This window comes from Streptomyces sp. CB02959, from assembly GCF_002803155.1.
Lineage (GTDB): Bacteria > Actinomycetota > Actinomycetes > Streptomycetales > Streptomycetaceae > Streptomyces.
In genome coordinates this window covers 36,864-58,031 of sequence record NZ_NNBP01000010.1, presented here as the reverse complement: position 1 = coordinate 58,031, position 21,168 = coordinate 36,864, and the positions used below count along the sequence as shown (strand labels likewise).

At 71.1% G+C, this 21,168-nt stretch carries 15 protein-coding genes; 3 read left to right on the top strand and 12 right to left on the bottom strand.

Annotation, left to right across the window (positions count from 1 at the left end):
- Positions 1–156 precede the first annotated feature (156 nt).
- Both argG and sigJ read left to right on the top strand, forming a co-directional pair.
- Positions 157–1,602, top strand: a complete 1,446-nt coding sequence (gene argG, locus CG747_RS17970) for an argininosuccinate synthase (RefSeq protein WP_100602767.1) — start codon at positions 157–159, stop codon at positions 1,600–1,602.
- Between the two features lie 226 nt (positions 1,603–1,828).
- Positions 1,829–2,767, top strand: coding sequence for an RNA polymerase sigma factor SigJ (gene sigJ, locus CG747_RS17965; protein WP_100602766.1), 939 nt, complete (start codon positions 1,829–1,831; stop codon positions 2,765–2,767).
- Between the two features lie 30 nt (positions 2,768–2,797).
- Here sigJ and CG747_RS17960 read toward each other — a convergent pair whose 3' ends face one another.
- The 3 genes from CG747_RS17960 to CG747_RS17950 all read right to left on the bottom strand — a co-directional run bounded on the left by CG747_RS17960 (position 2,798) and on the right by CG747_RS17950 (position 5,129).
- Positions 2,798–3,634, bottom strand: a complete 837-nt coding sequence (locus CG747_RS17960; RefSeq protein ID WP_107490313.1) for a nucleotidyltransferase domain-containing protein — start codon at positions 3,632–3,634, stop codon at positions 2,798–2,800.
- A 159-nt stretch (positions 3,635–3,793) separates the two neighbouring features.
- Positions 3,794–4,153, bottom strand: a complete 360-nt coding sequence (locus tag CG747_RS17955) for a GntR family transcriptional regulator (RefSeq protein WP_100602765.1) — start codon at positions 4,151–4,153, stop codon at positions 3,794–3,796.
- A 1-nt stretch (position 4,154) separates the two neighbouring features.
- Positions 4,155–5,129, bottom strand: coding sequence for a DUF1648 domain-containing protein (locus tag CG747_RS17950; RefSeq protein WP_257980502.1), 975 nt, complete (start codon positions 5,127–5,129; stop codon positions 4,155–4,157).
- Positions 5,130–5,230: 101 nt separating this feature from the next.
- Between CG747_RS17950 and CG747_RS17945 the strand changes: the two genes are divergently transcribed.
- On the top strand, positions 5,231–6,760 hold the full coding sequence (locus CG747_RS17945; RefSeq protein ID WP_100602763.1) for a UDP-N-acetylglucosamine 1-carboxyvinyltransferase: 1,530 nt from the start codon (positions 5,231–5,233) through the stop codon (positions 6,758–6,760).
- A gap of 150 nt (positions 6,761–6,910) precedes the next feature.
- On the opposite strand, the gene CG747_RS17940 is transcribed toward CG747_RS17945, so the two are convergent.
- The 9 genes from CG747_RS17940 to CG747_RS17900 form a co-directional block, all read right to left on the bottom strand.
- The gene (locus CG747_RS17940; protein WP_100602762.1) at positions 6,911–7,189 is read right to left on the bottom strand and encodes a hypothetical protein; all 279 of its coding nucleotides are present in this window, start codon (positions 7,187–7,189) and stop codon (positions 6,911–6,913) included.
- 206 nt (positions 7,190–7,395) lie between these two features.
- Positions 7,396–8,535: a hypothetical protein gene (locus CG747_RS17935; RefSeq protein ID WP_100602761.1), complete on the bottom strand. Its 1,140-nt coding sequence runs from the start codon at positions 8,533–8,535 to the stop codon at positions 7,396–7,398.
- 432 nt (positions 8,536–8,967) lie between these two features.
- A complete protein-coding gene (locus CG747_RS17930; RefSeq protein ID WP_146022102.1) occupies positions 8,968–11,913 on the bottom strand; it encodes an AAA family ATPase in 2,946 nt (981 codons plus the stop codon).
- 205 nt (positions 11,914–12,118) lie between these two features.
- Entirely contained in the window at positions 12,119–14,686 is a 2,568-nt protein-coding gene (locus tag CG747_RS17925; protein WP_100602759.1) for an ABC transporter permease, read from the bottom strand.
- A gap of 108 nt (positions 14,687–14,794) precedes the next feature.
- Complete coding sequence (locus CG747_RS17920) at positions 14,795–15,577, bottom strand: ABC transporter ATP-binding protein (RefSeq protein WP_100602758.1); 783 nt, start codon at positions 15,575–15,577, stop codon at positions 14,795–14,797.
- A 183-nt stretch (positions 15,578–15,760) separates the two neighbouring features.
- Positions 15,761–16,459 (bottom strand): response regulator transcription factor, encoded by a 699-nt coding sequence (locus tag CG747_RS17915; protein WP_100602757.1) that lies wholly within the window; start codon positions 16,457–16,459, stop codon positions 15,761–15,763.
- A complete protein-coding gene (locus tag CG747_RS17910; protein WP_100602756.1) occupies positions 16,452–18,164 on the bottom strand; it encodes a sensor histidine kinase in 1,713 nt (570 codons plus the stop codon). The genes CG747_RS17915 and CG747_RS17910 overlap by 8 nt, the downstream gene beginning before the upstream one ends.
- Positions 18,165–18,729: 565 nt before the next feature.
- Positions 18,730–19,674 carry a heme A synthase gene (locus tag CG747_RS17905; protein WP_100602755.1) on the bottom strand — a complete coding sequence of 315 codons (945 nt, stop codon included), beginning with the start codon at positions 19,672–19,674 and terminating at the stop codon, positions 18,730–18,732.
- Positions 19,675–19,874: 200 nt separating this feature from the next.
- Positions 19,875–21,065: an acyl-CoA dehydrogenase family protein gene (locus CG747_RS17900; protein WP_257980501.1), complete on the bottom strand. Its 1,191-nt coding sequence runs from the start codon at positions 21,063–21,065 to the stop codon at positions 19,875–19,877.
- Between the last annotated feature and the right edge of the window lie 103 nt (positions 21,066–21,168).

The window sequence follows — 21,168 nt, the reverse complement described above, 5'->3', positions numbered from 1 at the left end:
CTAGTACATCGCCGCTGCCGGGTCATGCCCCGAGGCGGCTGCGCCACCCCCTTCCCGTCGAACCGTCGACGGAACGACACCCCCGAACCCCCCTTTTCGTCACTCTTTCTTCGGTACCCCTTTGCATGACCATGCGCGAGGATGCATACTCTTCCTATGTCTAAGGTCCTCACCTCCCTTCCCGCCGGCGAGCGCGTCGGCATCGCCTTCTCGGGCGGCCTCGACACCTCCGTCGCGGTCGCGTGGATGCGCGACAAGGGCGCCATCCCGTGCACCTACACCGCCGACATCGGTCAGTACGACGAGCCCGACATCGCCTCGGTGCCCGGCCGCGCGAAGACCTACGGCGCCGAGATCGCCCGTCTGGTCGACTGCCGCGCGGCGCTGGTCGAGGAGGGCCTGGCCGCGCTCACCTGCGGGGCGTTCCACATCCGCTCGGGCGGGCGGGCCTACTTCAACACCACCCCGCTCGGCCGCGCCGTCACCGGCACGCTCCTGGTGCGGGCAATGCTGGAGGACAACGTCCAGATCTGGGGCGACGGCTCCACCTTCAAGGGCAACGACATCGAGCGGTTCTACCGCTACGGCCTGCTCGCCAACCCGAACCTGCGGATCTACAAGCCCTGGCTCGACGCGGACTTCGTGACCGAGCTCGGCGGCCGCAAGGAAATGTCGGAGTGGCTGCTCGCCCACGACCTGCCCTACCGCGACAGCACGGAGAAGGCGTACTCCACCGACGCCAACATCTGGGGCGCCACCCACGAGGCCAAGACGCTGGAGCATCTGGACACCGGCGTGGAGACCGTCGAGCCGATCATGGGCGTGCGGTTCTGGGACCCCGAGGTCGACATCCTCACCGAGGACGTCACCATCGGCTTCGACCAGGGCCGCCCGGTGACGGTCAACGGCAAGGAGTACGACTCCCCCGTCGACCTGGTGATGGAAGCCAACGCCATCGGCGGCCGGCACGGCATGGGCATGTCGGACCAGATCGAGAACCGGATCATCGAGGCCAAGAGCCGCGGCATCTACGAGGCGCCCGGCATGGCGCTGCTGCACGCCGCGTACGAGCGGCTGGTCAACGCGATCCACAACGAGGACACCCTCGCCCAGTACCACAACGAGGGGCGGCGCCTGGGCCGGCTGATGTACGAGGGCCGCTGGCTGGACCCGCAGGCCCTGATGGTGCGCGAGTCGCTCCAGCGCTGGGTCGGCGCGGCCGTCACCGGCGAGGTCACCCTGCGGCTGCGGCGCGGCGAGGACTACTCGATCCTCGACACCACCGGCCCGGCCTTCAGCTACCACCCGGACAAGCTGTCCATGGAGCGCACCGAGGACTCGGCGTTCGGCCCGGTGGACCGGATCGGCCAGCTCACCATGCGCAACCTCGACATCGCCGACTCGCGCGCCAAGCTGGAGCAGTACGCCGGGATCGGCCTGATCGGCACCACCAACCCCGCCGTCGGTGCCGCCCAGGCGGCCGCGACCGGGCTGATCGGCAGCATGCCGGAGGGCGGCGCCGAGGCCATCGCCTCCCGCGGCGAGGTCTCCGACGACGAGGAGATGCTGGACCGCGCCGCGATGGAGTTCGGCACGGACTGATCCGGCCCGCCGAGCGGACGGCTCGGCTCGGCTCCCGGAGGAGAACGGACCACCGAAGAGGCCGGCTCGGCGCCCACGGCGCCGGGCCGGCCTCTTCCGCTCCCCGGGATCGGAGGCCGTGTCACATCTGCGGCGGCCCGTCCGTCAGTGTGGTGAGCGGGAACGGGCCGCACACGGAGAGCGCCGGCGGGCCGGATCGCAGCAGGCGCGAGGGAGGACACCGGTCATGGACGAGAAGCACACCGCGGCGGCCGCGGGCAAGGAACCGGGCGACCGGGCGGACCGGGAGTGGCTGGCCACCCGCTTCGAGGAGCAGCGCGGCCAACTGCGGGCGGTCGCCTACCGGATGCTCGGCTCGCTGAGCGAGGCGGACGACGCCGTCCAGGAGGCGTGGCTGCGGCTGAGCCGGTCCGGGGTGGACGGGGTGGAGAACCTGGGCGGCTGGATGACGACGATCGTCGGCCGGGTGTGCCTGGACCAGCTCCGCACCCGGCGGGCCCGGCGCGAGGACCCGTTCGACGGCGGGGTGTACGTCCCCGAGCCGGTGGTGAGCCGGGTGGAGGGGCCCGACCCGGAGCAGGAGGCGCTGCTGGCGGACTCGGTGGGCCTGGCGCTGCTGGTCGTCCTGGAGACCCTGACGCCCGCGGAACGGCTCGCCTTCGTCCTGCACGACATGTTCGCGGTCCCCTTCGACGCGATCGCCCCGATCGTCGACCGCACCCCGGCCGCCGCGCGCCAGCTCGCCAGCCGAGCCCGCCGCCGGGTCCAGGGCACCGCGCCGGTCCCGGACACCGACCCGGCCCGCCGACGCGAGGTGGTGGACGCCTTCCTCGCCGCCTCGCGCGGCGGGGACTTCGATGCGCTGCTGGCCGTCCTGGACCCGGACGTGGTGCTGCGCGCCGACGGCGGGGCCGCGGCACCCGACATGACGAAGCTGGTCCGCGGCGCGGCGGCGGTCATCGAGCAGGCGATGCTGTACTCCAAGGTCGTGTCGTCCGCGCGGCCGGCGCTGGTCAACGGGGCGCCTGGGCTGGTCAGCATGCGGGAGGGGCGGCCGTTCTCCGTGATGGGCTTCACCGTCGCGGACGGGCGGATCGTGGAGATCGACATCCTGGCCGACCCGGTGCGGCTCGCCGTGCTGGACCTGACGTTCCTCGACGAGTGAGGGCATCCGGGCGGCGCGTTCCCGGACGGCTCAGCCGCTCCCGTACGCGGCCAGTGTCCGGTCGATGGCCGGGGCGAGGAAGGCGCGGGTGAGCTCGGCGCGCCGGACCGGCCAGTCGGCGCGGTGGGCGTCGGGCGCCCCGGGCGCGTCCGGTGACGGGGGCGCGTCCGGTGACGCGGGCGCGGGGCCGTAGCGCCGGTGCCGGATGTCGGCGAGGACCTGCGTCGGCGCGCCCAGCCCGGCCAGCACGGGCAGCGCGCGGCGCTTGCTGATCAAGGTGCCGTTGCGCAGGGTCACGGTCGCGCGGGCCAGGGTCAGCAACCCGAGGTCCACCCAGATGTCCCGCAGCCAGTATTCCGGGTGGCCCAACGCGGGCCGCCAGAAGCCGCGCAGGTCGGCGAGGACGAAGGCGGTCAGCTGGTCGTCGGTCACCGGGGGCAGGAGCGCGGCCGGGTCCTCGCCGTACAGGACCCGGCCGAAGGTGTGGAGTTCCCGGCGGGTGACCGGGGTGATCTGACGGTGCATCAACTCTTCGTGGGCCCATGCCAGATGGAGATGCGCCGGGTCGTCCGGCGCGGTGCCGTCGAGGTAGGCGCAGTGCAGCGACCGGGCCGCCGGACCGCCGGTCGCGGCGAGCCGGCGGTGCAGACCGGCCAGGTCGTCCGCCTCCTGCGGTGTGGCGGGACGGGCCAGGAACGCGATCAGGTCGAGGTCGCTGCGGCCCTCTTGGTAGTCGCCGCCGGCGAGCGAGCCGTGGGCCCAGAGCGCCCGCAGCGGCACCCGGTCCCGGAGTCCGGTCAGAAAGGCGCGGAGCAGGGCGGCGGTGGCCTGCGGTGCCGGTTCGTACACATCCGTCGCCGGCCGCATCGCCGCCTCCTGTCCCGGCCGCCGCGGCGGCCGTCCCGAATTCCGTGCCCGCCACCTGCCCGGCCCGCGCCGCCCCGAACCGCCTTACGGCACCGCGCCCGGGCAACGTACCGCCGTCCGCCCCGAAGCCGTCGGCCCCCGCGCGGCGGCCGGGCCGGGTCAGCCCCCCTCCAACCCCAGCCGGACCACCCGCACGATCTCCTCGTCGGTCAGGCCCAGGTGGCGCGCCTCGGCGATGAGGCGCTCGGCGGTCTCGCCGACGCGGGCGCGGGCCGGCGAGGCGGCTCCGGTGACCACCGCGCCGCGGCCGCGGCGGAGTTCGATCAGCCCCTCCTCCTTCAGCCGCTGGTAGCCGCGGAGCACGGTGTGGACGTTGACGCCGAGCGAGGCGGCGAGCGCGCGGGCGGCGGGCAGCCGTTCACCGGACCGGACCGATCCGTCGGCGATGGCGCCGCGCACCGATGCGGCGATCTGGTCGCCGAGCGGAACCGGCGAGCCCGGGTCGACACGGAACAGCACGTCAGCCTCCTTCCCCGGACCGCTCGCGGTCGAGATACGTGTTGAGCAGCGCGGCGGCCGTTGCGGAGTCGTCGACCGTCACCACGAACTCCCGGCCCGTGGTGAGCCGCAGCACCACCCCCTCGCCCGAACGGAGCAGCAGGCCGCTGCCGCCGGGCCGGATGCGGTACCCCCAGCCACCGTACTCGGCGAGCGTGGAGATCCGGCGGCTGGACGCCTCCGCCACCTTGCCCAGCGGTATCCGGTGCAGCGGGACCGGCAGCAGGGTCGGGGTGAGGGTCAGCCCGCGCCGGTCGACGGTCACCCGCACGGAGCAGTGGACCGCGACCGCCAGGCCGCCGAGGAGCATGACCGCACCGCCGACCCACCCGGCGGACACTCCCAGGACGACCCCGAGACAGGCCATCGCACCGGCCAGCACGGCCATCGGCGGCGAGCTGATGGTCCGTGACCAGCCGGCCCGGACACCGGCGGGCAGGTCCAGGCGGCGCACCGGCCCGGACGCCGGACGGCGCTCCGCCGGGTCGGCGCCGGCGAGCAGCCACCCCAGCCCGGCGGCGACGACGCCCGCCCCCAGCGCCACGAACATCTGCCAGCCGGACAGCCGGACCGCGGCCACGTCGGTCCCACCGGCGTTCCCGAACAGGATCGCGACCGCCGGACAGCCGAGGACGACGGCCGTGAAGTAGCCCGTCGCGACCAGCAGGCGCCCGCTCTGCGCGGGCATCCGGAGCTGGACGAGGCCGACGGTGCCCGCGCCGAGGACGAGCAGGGTCAGCAGGCACCCCCACAGGAAGCCCTGCGTCGAGGAGTAGCCGTCGGGTCGGCCGTCGAAGCCGAAGTGGGTGGCGATCCGTTCGGGCAGCCGGCCGGCGACGGATGCGTAGATGCCACCGAGGGTCACGGTGACGAGGATGAACGGCAAGGCGACTGTCCAGCCCCGCCGACGAGCGTTCACGGGCGGGTCGGACGGCATGGATCGCATCATGGCAACCTCCAGTTGTTCGCATCCTAGTAGAACAACGACCCGCGATCGACAATGCCGCACCCATCTCATATCTGAGATACGGTCACCCCATGGCAGACGACTACCTCGTACGCATCGGCAGGCTCATCCGTGACGCCCGGCAGCACCGTGGCTGGACACAGACGCAGCTCGCCGACGCACTCGGCACCAGCCAGAGCGCGGTCAATCGCATCGAACGCGGGAACCAGAACATCAGCCTTGAGATGATCGCCCGCATCGGCGAGGCCCTGGACAGCGAAATCGTCTCGCTCGGGTACGCGGGGCCGATGCATCTGCGGGTGGTCGGCGGCCGCCGACTGTCCGGCAGCATCGACGTCAAGACGAGCAAGAACGCCTGCGTCGCGCTGCTGTGCGCGACGCTGCTCAACGCGGGCCGCACAACTCTGCGCCGGGTGGCCCGCATTGAGGAGGTCTACCGCATCCTGGAGGTGCTGGGCAGCATCGGCGTCCGCACCCGCTGGATCAACGACGGCAACGACCTGGAGATCGTGCCGCCGGCCCAACTCGACCTGGCCGCCATGGACTTGGAGGCGGCCCGGCGCACCCGCAGCGTCATCATGTTCCTCGGCCCGCTGCTGCACCGGATGGACCGCTTCAAACTGCCCTACGCGGGCGGCTGCGATCTCGGCACCCGGACCGTCACCCCCCACATGACCGCACTGCGGCACTTCGGCCTGGAGATCACCGCGACCGACGGCACCTACCTCGCCGAGGTCGACCGCAGCGTCGCCCCCAAGCGCGCCATCGTCCTGACCGAACGCGGCGACACCGTCACCGAGAACGCGCTGCTGGCCGCCGCCCGGCACGACGGCGTCACGGTCATCCGCAACGCCTCCTCCAACTACATGGTCCAGGACCTGTGCTTCTTCCTGGAGGAACTGGGCGTCCGGGTCGACGGGATCGGCACCACCACCCTCACCGTCCACGGCGTGGCGAAGATCGACCGCGACGTGGACTTCGCACCCTCCGAGGACCCGGTCGAGGCGATGAGCCTGCTGGCCGCCGCGGTCGTCACCGAGTCGGAACTGACGATCCGCCGGGTCCCGGTGGAGTTCCTGGAGATCGAACTGGCCGTCCTGGAGGAGATGGGCCTGGACCACGAGCGCAGCGCGGAGTACCCCGCCGACAACGGTCGCACCCGACTCATCGACCTGACGGTCCGCCCCTCCAAACTCCAGGCCCCGCTCGACAAGATCCACCCCATGCCCTTCCCGGGCCTCAACATCGACAACGTCCCCTTCTTCGCGGCCATCGCGGCCACCGCCCAGGGCCAGACCCTGATCCACGACTGGGTCTACGACAACCGCGCCATCTACCTCACCGACCTCACCCGACTCGGCGCCCAGGTCAAACTCCTCGACCCGCACCGCGTCCTGGTCGACGGCCCCACCCGCTGGCGCTCCGCGGAAATGATGTGCCCCCCGGCACTCCGCCCCGCCGTCGTCGTCCTCCTGGCCATGATGGCCGCCGAGGGCACCTCGGTCCTGCGCAACGTCTACGTCATCAACCGCGGCTACGAGGACCTCGCCGAACGCCTCAACTCGATCGGCGCGCAGATCGAGATCTTCCGGGACATTTGATACGCGGATGCCGCCGCCCCCCGTCTGACCTGCTGCTTAGCGAGTCAGGGAGGGGTGCAGCGGCATCCGTGGGACTTCTCTGGGACTTTGCGATCGAGCCGGGGATCCTACGGACTCATCAGTCCGGACCCGGCGCTGTCCGGTCCGCGGCTACGCGAAGATCGCGTCGATGGCAGTGCTGCCCCGCGCGCCCGCGCGGGGCAGGAAGTGGGAGTACTTCCGCAGCGTGAGCCCGGGGTCGGAGTGGCCCAGCCAGCCTGCCCGCGAGACGACCGATTCGCCGAGGTGCCAGTTGCCCTTTGCGTTCCGGGTGACCGACACCTCGTCGGCCCAACCGACCTCGCCGGGCTTCAGAGTGCCCGTGGTATCGCTGCTCTCCGTGTTCCGCGTGAACCAGGTGTGTTTCTGCGTTTCGGGGAATCGGCTCACAAACACCGATCCCGGCTGCCTCGGATGTGCGAGGCAGCCGGGATCAATCAGCCCGCCGGGTCAAAGACCATGTGCCCGTTAGGCGCAACCAGCCTGTTCAGCCGGCCTTCAGTTCACGGATCGTACGGATGGGCCAGGAGCCTGAGCGGCATTCACCGCCGATAGATGGCTGGACCCGCTTCGCACGAACGACTCGCTCCAGCTGACTACACCCCACCGGGCCTGGTGGACGTGCACTCGGGCTCCTGGGAGAGCGTGTCGCATTTCGCGGTGATGCTGTGGAAACCGTCGACGCCCTCCACCGGCATGGTGACGGTCATGTGGTGCGTCCACGTCGACCCGACATCGTTGCTGAATGTCCAGTCGCCGGTGGTCGTCTTGAGCGCCAAGGCTCGCACCAACCACGCTGTCTGGCCGGGCGGAATCTGGAATGCCTTACTGGTGCCCGATGTATCAGTGCTGGTCTGATTGCTGCTCCAGGTGTGTTGGTAGCCAACCTGGACGTCGGATTTCAGTGGGCTCAGATCCTCGCCACCGAATTTGCCCGGTCCGAGCGTGAGGCTGACGCCGACGGTGCTTGTCTCGGTGATTGTGTCCGCTGTGGACGACGACCAGTTGAAGGTGCAGCTCATATCGCCGGCGGTACTGGAGTTCTTGCAGCTGGGGGAGGAACCATCCTGGTCACTCGATGTGGAAACGAGTGAGTAGGGTCCGATGAAGGCGGGCTTGGAGTCGTCGGTGATGGTGTACGAACTCGACGTGATGACGCCGGATCCCTTGTTGCGCTGGGTCAGCGCGTACTGCGTCGCCAGATCATCGAGGGTCGGGCCGCTTGCGCCGTCACCGGGGGCCGCGGTCACGGTCCACTGCTCAGTGGTGTCTCCCCCGCTGGCGCCCGCTCCAGCGGTGCAGCCACGGGAATTCATCTGGAGGGCGGCACCGCCGGCGTAAGGGGAGGCGTACTGGTCCCAATACGACGAGACGCATTCGTCGTTGTCGGCGCGCCGAATCAGGTAGGTGTTGGCCACGCCGGTGACCGGTTCGGCGTAGAACAGCTGTTTCTGGTTTGTGGCATCGCAGGTGACGTTCATGGTGAGGAAGCCATTTCCGTCGATTTCGACGCAGCCGCTCTTGCTGGGGATGTTGTTGGCGATCTGGAAGCTGCCGTCGTTGTTGGGGTTGGGCTTGAAGCTCCACTGATCGCTCGGCACCGTGCCCTTGTCCGTGGGCCGCAGGACGGGGTCATTGCTGTCCGATGAGCCGTCATTCAGCAGATCAACGGCGCCATTCGGGTTCCCGGCCCGCGCCATCCCGGTGACCTCGTGCTGCACGCGGGCGATGGTCATGCACCCGGTGTTGGAACCCTTGTCACACGAGGGGTCTTCTGCGTGAGCCGGCGTGGTAGCCAGCAGTGACAGCGGCATGGCGAGTGCGAACGCAAGGAACGCAGGCATTCTTCGTGTCGCATTTCGCGGGACTTGTTCAGTGGGCATGAGCCATTTCCCTTTCGTCTTTCTTCGTGCTTCCGGCACTGCGACCACCTGACGCTGAGGCGACCCCGGCCTCTGGGGCGTCATCTCAGCGGTCATGGTTCTCGGTCCTCGTTCCGGTGAGCTGTGCTCTTCGGGCCGGCCAGGTGACCCCGAGCGGCACCGGTCCACCCCGTGCGCCCAGACCACCGCGGCACCGTCAACGTAGGCGCAGGCAAGCGGAGGAACATCCTCCAACTGACGGATATAGTTCGTGATTTCCGGGCGCCGGGCCGTGGTGACCTGCGGTCAGTCCTGCCGAGGCGGCACCCCGGGCTTCTGCCGGCGGGTCACCTCCGCGGCGACTTCGACCCGTGAGGTCATCGCCAGCTTTCTGAGGATGCTGGACACATGGGTGCTGACGGTGCTTCGGGCGATGGACAGCCGAGAGGCGATCTCGGGATTGGAACACCCTTCGGCCACGTGCTCCGCAACCACGCGTTCGGTATGGGTGAGTGCTTCCCAGCCGCCGTGAGAACCGGTTCGGGGCCTGTGTGAGCCCCGGCGAACGGCGACCGCACGCAGCCGGGAGGTCGCCTGGGCCGCGTCCCAGACCGCGCCCATCCGCGTGAAGGTGTCCAGCGCCTGATCGAGCAGGACGCGGGCCTCGGCCAGCTGCCCGCTACGGGCCAGCAGTTCCGCCGCATCGGTAAGGGCGTGTGCCGCGTTGAGTGGCCGCGGAGCGTTGCGGTAGCAGCGGACCGCTTCCATGAGCAGATCGGGGTCCTCGCTCAGCAAGCCTTGGCAGCGGTAGGCGTCACCGAGCTGGTTGGGGCCGCCGCTGTGGTCGGCGCGCTGTTGTGCGGCGGCGGCGTATCGCTGCGCGTTCGCAAGGTCCCCCTGTGCCAGGGCGAGGCGGACCAGATCGGGTGTCAGAACGCTGAGGTTCCGCCGGCCCGGGTGGCCGCTCCCGAACGCCTCGGCGAGTCGGGAGTAGGCGTGCTGGACATCGTCCTGCGCTTCGTCCAGAAGGGCGCCGGCGCGCAACGGCAGATACGCGTAGAAGGCAGCGACCGCCGGGTTGCCGCCCTCGGGCAGCGGAGCGGTCAGATGTGCTTCGGCGAGGGGATGCCTGCCTCTGTGCACGGCGATCGATGCCGCCACCGCTCGCAACGCCCGGCTCAGCGCCTCCTGGCCTCCGCAGGCGAGACCTGAGGCGACCTCCGCCAGCGCATCGTCCCAGCGCCCCGTGTGAAATGCGAGGAGCGCGCAGGCCAGGTGGTACCAGGGCAGAAACATCCCTCCGGTGCGCTCCGCCGGGATGCGTATGGCGGCGAGGGTCCGCCGGGCGTCGTGCCCGAGGTCGAGGGCGATGTAGTAGTTCACCAGCGCGAGTTGCATCCCCATCCACTGCGCCGGGTGCACCGTGTCGGGCATGATGCGGAACGCCTGCCGCGCAAGTTCAATCGCCTCGGCGTCAGGCGCCTCCAGGAAACGCTTGGCTGCCAGCACGGTCAAGGCGTCGGCCAGGGCCTGGTTGTCTCCGGCCTTGTAGGCTGCGCGCCGGGCACGTGAGGCGACCACGCCGGCTTCGGTGAGGTCGCCCAGCGCGAAGAGGCATGCGGCGCTGAACGCCTGGAGCCGGACCGCCTCGATCGCCGGTACGTCCGGGCTCCGGCATCCGGCCCGCGCCTCCGCCAGCGCCAGGTCAGGCATGCCACGGGCGAACGCGGCCTGGATGACGATCCAGCGCATCAGGTGTCCCCACCCGGGGTCAGGCGCCTTAGCCAGGGCGCAGCGGGCACTTTCCTCCGCCTCGGCAAGGAGACCACAGGAGAGCTGCGCAAGGGCATGGTGGAGACGGAGGTTGGCGTACCCGGCATCCGTGGGGTCGCCGACTTCCAGCGCCATGGTGAGCAGCCGCATTGCCATGTCCGGTGCCCGCATGGTGAGCCGTGCCGCGACCCCTTCCAGCCACGTGATCAGGAAGTCGGGGCTCGGCAGCCCACTCAGGAGGTGCTCGGCAACGCGTTCGGGAGCTGCCCCGGCCTCGGCCAGACACTGCGCTGCTCTCATGTGCAGCATGGCCCGGACCGACCCCGGCACGGCGTCGTACAAGGCGTGCCGGATGAGCTCATGTCGGAAGCGCAGCTGTTGGCCGGTGTCCCCCAGCACCCCGGCTGCCTCGGCCTCCGCGATGACGGCCAGCAGGTCGGGTAGCGGAAGGTCCACCACCGCTGCGAGTTCGGCGGTGGTGCAACCGGCGCCCAGCACGGAGGCCACGCGCAGCACCTGCAGCACGTCATCACGCAGGTACCGAAGCCGGTGCGTCACCAGTGCGGTCAGCGACGGCAGCGTGCAGCCGGCGGCGATGTCCGCCATGGCCTCACCGGTCTCGATGGCCTGCTCGCGCCTCAGCGCGGCGATCAACTCGGCGAGGTACAGCGGGTTACCGGCGGCTCCCTCGGCCATGCGGCGCAGTCGCGGACCGGCCGGCCGGTCGCACAGGTCCGCCAGCAGAGCCGCCACGGCCTCCGTATCGAGGGGTGCCAGCTCCAGCAGTGTGCGATTCCCGGCGATCGGGCTCCCCGACAGGTGGCCGACCTCCGCGGCTCCGGACACGGGTCGGTGAGCCCCCACCACCAGAAGCGGCAATCGATGCACCGAACACACCAGCTTGTGCAGCATGGCCACGCTTGCCGAGTCCGCCCACTGGAGGTCGTCGAGGAACAGCGCCAGCGGCCCCTGTGCGCACAGGTCCTCGACCAGTCCGGTCATCGCCTCGCTCGTCGCGGCACAGGCTCCAGTCGCCTCGGCCTTGGCGCCCGGCACCCCGTAGCAGGCATCGCCATCCAGCACCTCGGCGACGTGGGCCCGCCAGGCATCCGGGGGAGACTCCTCCAGCCTCAAGCAGCTTGAGATGAAGGCGAACGGCAATGCCTCCGACCGCTCCTGGACCCTCCCCCGCAGCACTCGCAGGCCCCTGCGCTCTGCGGCTGCCGCGGCTTGCTCAAGCACCGCGGTCTTCCCGAGACCGGCCTCACCCACGACGAACGCGGCGTGCCCCACACCTGCAAGCGTGGACTCCGCCAGCCTGGACAGCTCCGCCAACTCAGCTGCACGACCCACAAGCCGACCTTTGAATGCAGTCATCACTTCGCCCCCGAGCCATGTAACGCCAGGCCTTCCATAGCCCATGTCTTGGATTTGTGTAGTGAACGACCGCCGCCCGGACAAGGTCCGCTCGTCGTTCAAGGCAGCTGTGGAGCCCGGGTATACGCAGTCCAGGACGTGACTCTCGTCGTATCGCCCGGTTGCCCCGGCCGCGGGGACCAGACGAGTACCGAACGGCGGCGGCCCGGAGGCCAAGGCGACCAAGGTGGAGCCGCGGGCTCGGGGCTCCACGCCTGGCGATCCGTACCCCCACGCGGCCTCGTTCGCCGGGGTGCCGCCGCATGGCTCAGGTTGACTGGATCGAGCGCAGCATGTTCAGGCCGGCTGCCCGACGGGCCGGCCAGATCGCGGCCAGGACGCCGATCGCCAGGGCCAGCACCAGGAAGATCCCCAGCCTCCCCCACGGCAGCGCCATCTCGTACGTCGTCATCGACGACGTCATCAAGCTGCCTCCGGCCCAGGCCAGGAAGATGCCCGTGCCGATCCCGAGTACAGCGCCGAACAGGGAGATCACGATCGACTCCAGCCGGACCATCTGCTTGATTCCGGCGCGGTCGAGGCCGATGGCCCGCAGCATCCCGATCTCCCGGGTGCGCTCGAAGACCGACATGGCCAGGGTGTTGACGACACCGAGCACCGCGATGACGACGGCCATGCTGAGCAGCCCGTACATCATGTTGAGTGCCGTGGTCATTGCCCCGCCTGCCGCCTTGATGAATTGCTCCTGGCTTTCGACCTTCAGCAGGGGGCTGTCGCCGAGCGCGGCACGGATCTTCCGCTCCAGGCCCGCGTCCTTGCCGGGCCCGGCCTTGACCAGTACCTTGTCGAGCTTCTTGGTGCCGGAGTACGGGAAGACGTCGGCGAGTGTGCCCAGCGCATCCTGCACGGCGCGGGTCTGGGCGTAGATGCCGACGACCGTCAGCTTCTTCGTCCGGGTCTTGCCGGTGTTTGTGCCGACGTCGAGGGTGGCGCCGAGTTTGAGGCCGGCCTTCTGGGCGAACTCGTCGGAGACCGCGATCTTCCCGGGGCCGATGTCACGCAGCGATCCGGCGCGGAAGTCGAGCTCCGCGGTCTTGCCGAACGCCTTGGGGTCGGTGCCGGTGATGACGGCGCGCCCGCTCTTGGTGCCGAATCCCGTCGAGGTGACGGGGACGGCCGCGGCTACCCCGGGTACCCTCGCGACCTTGTCGGCCGCGCCCGGTTCGAGACCGCCGCGGTGGAAGCTGTTGGAGACCGTGTAGTCGGCGGTCAGTCCCTGGGCGATCTGCTTGTCCATGGCCTGTTGGGTGGAGTACCCGGCGACGGTCAGAGCGGTGATCAGGGTGAGCCCGATCATCAGGGCCGATGCGGTGGCGGCGGTGCGGCGCGGGTTGCGCAGCGCGTTCTCCTTGGCCAGCTTGCCGCTGACGCCGAACCAGCGGGTGGTGACCTTGCCGGCCAGGGTGATCAGCGGCCGGGAGAGCAGCGGGGCCAGCACGATCATGCCGCTCATGGTCAGCCCGGAGCCGAGCATGGCGATCTGCAGGTCGGACCGGGAGAGGGTCTGGAGGGTGGTGACGTGGAGCATCACCAGTACCCCGGCCCCGGTGAGCAGAGTGCCGAGCACGTTGCGGATCACCAGGGCGCGGGTGGGCGGCGCCTGGTCGACGCTGCTGAGCGCCTCGACGGGGGCGATCTTCGCGGCCTTGCGGGACGGCAGCCAGGCGGCCAGTACGGTGACGAGGACGCCGACCGCGAGCGAAGAGACAACGGTCGAGGACGTGATGACCAGCGGCCCGTCGGGCAAATCGGCGCCGGTCGCGTTGAGCAGCGGGCGCATGGCGGCGGCGATGCCGAGGCCGAGCGCGAATCCGGCGGCGGAGGCGCCGAGGCCGAGGAGGGCGGCCTCGGCGAGGACGGAGCGTACGACCTGGCGGCGCGAGGCGCCCACGGCCCGCATCAGCGCGATCTCGCGGCTGCGCTGGGCGATGAGCATGGTGAAGGTGTTGGCGATGATGAACGCGCCGACGAACAGCGCGATGCCGGCGAAAACCATCAGCAGCTTGGCGAAGAACCCGCTGTCCCCGGCGCCCCCTCCGGACTGCATGGCTGCCAGGTCGGCACCGCTGACGACCCTGGCGCCCTTCTCGGGAAGCAGCGTTTGCACCCGGGCGGTCAGCGCACGTTCATCGGTACCGGTTTTGGCCGCGACCGTGATCTCGTCGAACTGACCGGCCTGGAGGAACAGCTTCTGCGCGGTCGGGGTGTCGAAGAGGGTGAGGGTGCCGCCGGCGGCGACCCGCGGGTCGTCGGTGGAGACGGTACCGACCAGCTTCTTGGTCAGGGCAGGCCCGTCGGTGGCGAAGCGGACGGTGTCGCCGATCCGGTAGCCGGTCTTCTCGGCGGTCCTGGTGTCCAGCGCCAGCTCGCCCTCGGCTGCGGGACCGCGGCCTGCTGCCAGCGGGAAGCGGCTGTCCTTGCCGTCCTTGCCGGGCAGGTAGTTGGTGGCCAGGTTCTGCCAGTTGTTGTCGGCGTTGACCGGGCTGCCGTCCTTGGCGGCCAAGGTGGCCGTTCCGTTGACGGTGGGGCGCACCGAGGCGACGCCGGGCAGCGCGCGGATCTTCCGCGCCAGCTCGGTGTCAAGGACGGTGATCGGCTTGCCTTCCGAGCCACCGGGCCCGGAGGCGCCATCGGCCTGTACGGAGGCGGCCACGCCCTTGAGGTTCTTGGCGGCGGCGTTGTGGAAGGAGCCGGCGACACTGTCGCCGAAGACAAGGGTGCCGGAGACGAAGGCGACACCGAGGAGGACCGCGAGTGCGGTCATGAGCAGTCGGGATTTGTGCGCAAGGACGTTGCGCAGGGCTGTACGCAGCATGTCGGAGCCAGTCCTGGAGGTACGCGGTCGGGACAGGGAGGCCGTGCGGGAGGAAAGCCGAACGGGAGGGAAGCCGTGCTGGAGGGGAAGCCGTGCGAGCGGGACGCGTCAGCTCGTCCGTCCCTCGGTGTCGAAGAGCCGCAAACGGTCGAGCACGGCCTCGGGGGTGGGGTCGGGCAGATCGTCGATGAGCCTCCCGTCGGCGAGGAAGACCACCCGGTCCGCGTAGGAGGCGGCCACCTGGTCGTGGGTGACCATCACGACCGTCTGCCCCAACTCGCGTACGGATTCCCGCAGAAAGCCCAGGACCTCCGCGCCGGAACGGGAGTCGAGGTTGCCGGTCGGCTCGTCCGCGAAGACGATCTCCGGCCGTCCGGCCAGCGCGCGGGCCACGGCGACGCGCTGCTGCTGGCCGCCGGAGAGCTGCGAGGGGCGGTGCCGCAGCCGTTCGGAAAGGCCGAGGGTCCCCACGATCAGCTTCAGCCACTGCTGGTCGGGCTTGTGGCCGGCGATGTCCATCGGCAGCGTGATGTTCTCCAGGGCATCCAGCGTGGGCAGCAGATTGAACGCCTGGAAGACGAAGCCGATCTTCTCCCGCCGGAGCCTGGTGAGTTGCCGGTCGCCCAGGCCGGACAACTCGGTGCTACCGATACGAGCAGACCCGCTGGAGACCGAGTCGAGCCCCGCCATGCAGTGCATCAGCGTCGACTTGCCGGAGCCGGACGGCCCCATGATCGCGGTGAATTGACCACGGCCGAACTCCACAGAGACCGAGTCGAGGGCGACGACGCGGGTCTCGCCCTCGCCATAGACCTTGGTCAGCTCTGCTGCGCGAGCAGCGACGCCCAAGGGGGCCCGGAGGCCAAGGTTGGGGGTGGTGGTCTGCGACATGGGGACTCCTCGCGGTGGTGCGGTGCGGAACTCCCGACCATCGTGGCCGCGGCCCACCCCCGCCTGCGTCGCCCTGGGGTCGGGAATACGCCGCCTACCGAGGGGCAGATCCGCCGCGCCGTGTCACCCTCACGGACCATGGCCCCTCTACCCAAAGAGAGGCCCGAAGCCCAGGCCGGGGGCTCAGCCCATGAGCCCGGCCTGGTGTGCCAGCAGTGCCGCCTGTACCCGGCTACCGCACGCCGTCTTCGCCAGGATCGATCGGACATGGGTCTTGACCGTCCCCACACCGATACCGAGGCGTCTGCCGATCTCCTGGCTCGACAACCCCTCCCCCAGCATGACCAGCACCTCCCGTTCCCGGTCCGTCAGCCCCGCCACCCTGCTGTCCGGGGCGGCGGCCACGGCACCGGCCCCGCCGCCGCGCAGCATCCGCCGGACGACGATCCCGGTGACGCCGGGGGAGAGGACCGCGTCCCCCGCTGCCGCCGCGCGTACCGCGCTGATCAGCTCCTGCGGCCTCTCGTCCTTGAGCAGGAAGCCGGTGGCCCCCGCCCGCAGGGCCCGGAGCACGTTCTCCTCGTCGCCGAAGGTGGTGAGCATGACCACCTGCGGCGCGGGGTCGAGGGCGACCAGTGTTTCGACGGCCGCGAGCCCGTCGAGTATGGGCATACGGATGTCGAGGAGCACCACATCGGGCCGGTGCTCGGCGGCGAGCCGGACGGCCCCGGCACCGTTGGCCGCCTCGGCCACCACCTCGATGCCGTCGGTGTGCTGGAGGATCAGCCGGACGCTGTGCCGGATCATCTCCTCGTCGTCGGCGAGCAGCACCCGGATCGCGGAACCCGCCCCGGAGTCGGCGAAGTTGGCCCGGTCAGTCATGCGTCTTTCTCCCACGGGGTGGTTCGGTCGCCTTTTCGGTCACCATGGGGACCGTGAAGCGGTCGATCGCAATCAAGATGTCGGCCCGGAAGCAGTACCGGACGATCTCCAGCCGCCCGCCCTTGGGAATCCCGCGCGGGTACGGATACAGGCAGTCCGTGGCGGAAGCCGGCCGCGGCGGCTCGCGCCCGGCGGCGGCCGCGCGTGCCCCGAGGTCGTCCGGTGCCACGACGCGCTTCACCTGCTCCCTGGTCATGCCCACCCGCGGCTTCTGGGCGGTCCGGTTCTCGGGACCGTGATGTGCGTGGTCCACCAGCACGACCCCGAACAGCATCATCACGCCCACCCCCACCAGGCCGAGCAGCCCGGTGACGGCACCGGCCAGGCGCCGCTGGAGGGCCGAGAGCCCGCTGCCGGGCCCGTCGACGGTGGCCGGGCTGCTGTCGTACGGCGCCGTGCCCGCCGTCTCCGCGCCGGGCCCGGGGTCGGCGGGGATGTCGGCCGCCACGGCGAAGCCGCCACCGGGCGTCCGGTGTGCCTCCAGGCCACCGCCGAGCAGCGCCACCCGCTCCCGCAGCCCGATCAGCCCGCGCCCGGTGCCGAGCCCGGTCGTGGCGGTGGGCGGCACCGGCGGCACACCGTTGCGCACCCGCACCTCCACCCGCTCGTCGGCGTGCCGGACTGCGACGGTCACCTGCGCCCCGGCCGCATACCGGTGCACGTTGGTCAGCGACTCGCGCACCACCCGGTGCACCGCCCGCCGCACCCTGGCCGGCCGCGCATCGAGATCCGGCCCCTCCCAGACCAGATCAACGGGGATACCGCCGCCGCGCGACTCCTCGGCCAGCGCTTCGATATCCGCGCGCGTTCCCGTCGCATCCGTCAGTGCGTCGGTGCCGGTGTCCCGCCCCAACAGGCCCAGGACCCCCAGCACCTCCCGCAGCTCCTCCATCGCGTCCCGGGCGGCACGGCCCACCGCGGCGGCCTCGTCCTGCAGTCCGGGCGCCTCCTTGGACAGCGCCATCTCCAGCCCGCCTGCGTGCAGGGAAACCAGGCTCAGGCGATGCCCGACCAGATCGTGCATCTCCGCCGCGATCCGCGACCGCTCGCGCATCCGCGACTCGCTGTCCGCAAGTCGCCGCGCCTCCTCGGCGGCGGCCGTGCGTTCCCGCAACGCCCGCAGCAGCCGATCCTGCTGCCCTGCGACGGTGCCCACCAACCCGGGAATGACCACCGTGGTGGTGGCGAGCACTGCACTCAGCGCAAGACCGAACGACTTGCTGCCCATCTCCAGCACGGGCGCGAACGCCGCGCAGGTGGCCACCGTTACGGCAGCCGCGCCGAGCAACAGCCCGGCTCGCTGCCGCGACGTCTCCAACTGCCGGGCCGCGGTGTAGACGGCTACCGCGGTCAGCAGCGCCACGGCGGGCATCACCCCCATCAGCACCGCCAGCCCGAGCACGCTGACCACCGGGAACCGGCGCCGCACCAGCACCAGCGCGATGCCCACGAGCCCCAGGGCCACCGCTCCGTCCTTGAGCCTCGCGTCGAACGCCGACTCACCCGTGTGGACGAGCAGCACCAGCACCCCGGCCAGGACCGCCTCACCCGCCGCCCGCAACAGCTGCCATCCGCTCTCCCCGGGCCCGGCGAGGAGGCCTCGGGTACGGCGGTTCTCGGTGGCAGGTGGAGCACTGGACGGCATAACGCCGATTATCGAGGTCTTCCTTCGGGGACGCCCTGCGCCTTGGGGACGACCCGCCTCTGCCCAAAGGCAGAGGCACCACCGGATGGCAGAGGAACGAGTACTGGCAAGGTTCGGGCCAGAGGCGGCCCGGCGCCGCAGCCGGATCTCGGAGGGCAGCCGGAGCGATCAGGGCGGCCGGTCCAGCCCGCTTGTGCTGGACCGGGCGAGGCAGCCCCGTCGCCGTCGGCTGCTCTGTCTCTTGGCCACCCACCAGGATGCTCTCCCTGTCCCGTTCGTCAGCGTTCCTCGGCAAAGGGTTTGTTCGCTGCGTAGGGATGTACATGCCGGTCGTCGTTGAACGGCCCCGTAGGGGCCCCGGCCCACACGGCAGTAGGCCCCGCCAGATCTCACGGGGCCTACTGCCGACCGAGATCGGTCGCGACATCTGAACACCCCTCACCCCCGCCCCACCCCTTCCGACAAGTGCGCGCCACTGGCCGGGAAGGTGCGCGGCGCCGCTCGGCGGACGGGGCGGGACGGGGCTGGGTCGGAATCGTGCCCGGTCAGGCCGAGGGGGCGTGGGTCACGAACGGGCCAGTGCGGTGTCGCGGTGTTCGTGGCGTGGTGCGGAGGGTGTGCGGGTGTCGAGGAAGACGCGGACCGCGCCCGTCCATGCGAGGGCGGAGCCGAGCAGGTGCAGGACGACGGCCGCTCCGGGGAGGGCGGTGGCGGACTGGACCAGGCCGACCAGTCCTTGGGCGAGGAGCACCGCGAGGAACACGGTGGTGCGGCGGTGGGCGGTGCGGTCGGGGTCCGTCCGGGTGCGGTTCCAGAGGGCGGTGGCGAGGGCCAGGACCACGGCGGCGACGGCTCCGTGCAGCCAGGTCATGACGGTCCAGTTCAGCGGCATCCGCGTCACGTCGGAGGAGTCGCCGGCATGCGGTCCGGTACCGGTGACCAGCGTGCCGGCCACGAGGAGCAGTGCCGTGCCGGCGAACAGGGCGGTGGCGAGCCGCCGGACGGGGGCGGTGACGGGTGGGGCGGGGCGGTCGAGCGTACGGGTCCGGTGCCAGGAGACCGTGCTTCCCGTCAGGAGCAGCACGGCGGCGAGGAAGTGCGCGGTGACCATGTAGGGGCTCAGTCGCGCCAGCACGGTCAGGCCGCCGACGACGGCGTTGAGCAGGACGATCCAGAACTGGGCCCAGGCCCATCGGGTCACCGCGGGGACGGCGTCGCGCTGCAGTCGGGAGACGATGATGAGCCAGCCGACGGCCGCGGACACCACGAAGGTCAGCAGGCGGTTGCCGAATTCGATGGCGCCGTGCAGTCCCAGCGCGGGCGTGGCCGCGAGGCTGTCGGCGGAGCAGTTGGGCCACTGGTCGCAGCCCAGGCCGGAGCCGCTGACGCGGACCACGGCGCCGGTGACGATGATCATCACGCTGGCGGCCAGTGCGCCCGCGGCGGCCGTTCGGAGGGCCGGCCGCCCGAAGGCGACTCGTGCGGCGAGCCACTGGAAGGGTGTCGTCATGTCCGGCCTGCTCCAGGGTGGGTCGGTGGGCAGGAGACGGCGTCGGGAACGGGCGGCGCCTGCGCCGGGAACGGGAACGGGAGCCCCCGCGGCGGTGCCGCTGCGGGCGGCGCGGTGGGCTCGGGCCACGACTTTACTCCGCGGCCCTTCGCCCTCCGCATGCGGCTTCGGTTCCCGCCCGCCTCGTCCAACTCCGGTGCTCAGAGCCGGTGTTCAGCCCCAGATTTCGGTGCCGGATGCCCGGTTCCGGTCGGCGGGAGGACGGGGTTCCGGTACAACTCCTTGGCGATGATGGAGCGTTGGACCTCGGTGGCGCCCTCGTAGATCCGGGGGGCGCGGACCTCGCGGTAGAGGTGTTCCAGGAGGTGGCCGCGGCGCAGGGCGCGGGCGCCGTGGATCTGGACGGCGGCGTCGACGACGTCCTGGGCGGTCTCGGTGGCGAGGAGTTTGGCCATCGCCGAGCGGCGGGCGATGTCCGGTGCGCCGCGGTCGTAGGCGGCTGCGGCCGCGTACACCAGCAGCCGGGCGGCCTCGACGCGGGTGGCCATCTCGGCGAGCCGGTGGCCGACGGACTGGAGGTCCTTGAGCGGTCCGCCGAACGCGGTGCGGGTGCCGGCGTGCGCCAGCGCGGCGTCCAGCGCGGCCTGCGCCATGCCGACCGCGAAGGCGCCCACGCTCGGCCGGAAGAGGTTCAGGGTGCGCATCGCCACCCCGAACCCGCCGCCCACCTCACCGAGCACGTCCGCGTCGGTCACCGGCGTGCCGTCGAAGACCAGGGTGCCGATGGGGTGCGGGCTGAGCATGTCCAGCCGCTCGCCGCCCAGGCCCGGGCGGTCGGCGGGGACGAGGAAGGCGGTGATGCCGCGGGCGCCGTCGGGGCCGCCGGTGCGGGCGAAGACGGTGGCGAAGTCGGCCTCGGGCGCGTTGGAGATCCAGCACTTCTCACCGGTCAGCCGCCAGCGGCCGGGGCCGTCGGGCTCGGCGGACAGGGCGAGCGCCGCGGCGTCCGAACCCGCGCCGGGCTCGCTCAGCGCGAAGGCCGCGACCGCCCGTCCGGCCGTCACCTCCGGTAGCCAGCGGCCCCGTTGGGCGTCCGTGCCGGACTGGACGATCGGGCAGGCGCCCAGCCCTTGGAGCGCCAGGGCGGTCTCCGCCTCGGTGCACTCCTGGGCCAGCGACTCCCGCAGGAGACACAGGTCCAGTGCGCGCGGGCTGCCGCCGTCGGGGAAGAGCCGTTGCAGCAGGCCCAGTTCGCCGAGGGCGGCGACCAGGGGCCGGTTGACCCGGCCCGGTTCCCCCTTCTCCGCCAGGGGGCGCAGCCGTTCGGCCGTCCTGGCGCGCAGCCGGGCGCACCATTGCTGTTCCTCCGGTCCCAGTGCGAATGCGGTCACGAGCGGCTCCCCTGGTAGCGGTACCGGACGCGGCGACGGCCCGGCGGCCGGTTATCGCGGTCTGTTGACTGCCGTCACGAAGACGTTACGCTGACGAGGATCC

Coding starts and splice junctions, on each gene's coding strand:
- sigJ (WP_100602766.1), top strand. CDS start 1,829: ATGGACGAGAAGCACACCGCGGCGGCCGCGGGCAAGGAACCGGGCGAC.
- CG747_RS17925 (WP_100602759.1), bottom strand. CDS start 14,686: ATGCTGCGTACAGCCCTGCGCAACGTCCTTGCGCACAAATCCCGACTG.
- CG747_RS17950 (WP_257980502.1), bottom strand. CDS start 5,129: ATGCCGTCCGACCCGCCCGTGAACGCTCGTCGGCGGGGCTGGACAGTC.
- CG747_RS17905 (WP_100602755.1), bottom strand. CDS start 19,674: ATGACGACACCCTTCCAGTGGCTCGCCGCACGAGTCGCCTTCGGGCGG.
- argG (WP_100602767.1), top strand. CDS start 157: ATGTCTAAGGTCCTCACCTCCCTTCCCGCCGGCGAGCGCGTCGGCATC.
- CG747_RS17920 (WP_100602758.1), bottom strand. CDS start 15,577: ATGTCGCAGACCACCACCCCCAACCTTGGCCTCCGGGCCCCCTTGGGC.
- CG747_RS17935 (WP_100602761.1), bottom strand. CDS start 8,535: ATGACCATCGCCCGCGTGCAGCACGAGGTCACCGGGATGGCGCGGGCC.
- CG747_RS17915 (WP_100602757.1), bottom strand. CDS start 16,459: ATGACTGACCGGGCCAACTTCGCCGACTCCGGGGCGGGTTCCGCGATC.
- CG747_RS17960 (WP_107490313.1), bottom strand. CDS start 3,634: ATGCGGCCGGCGACGGATGTGTACGAACCGGCACCGCAGGCCACCGCC.
- CG747_RS17945 (WP_100602763.1), top strand. CDS start 5,231: ATGGCAGACGACTACCTCGTACGCATCGGCAGGCTCATCCGTGACGCC.
- CG747_RS17910 (WP_100602756.1), bottom strand. CDS start 18,164: ATGCCGTCCAGTGCTCCACCTGCCACCGAGAACCGCCGTACCCGAGGC.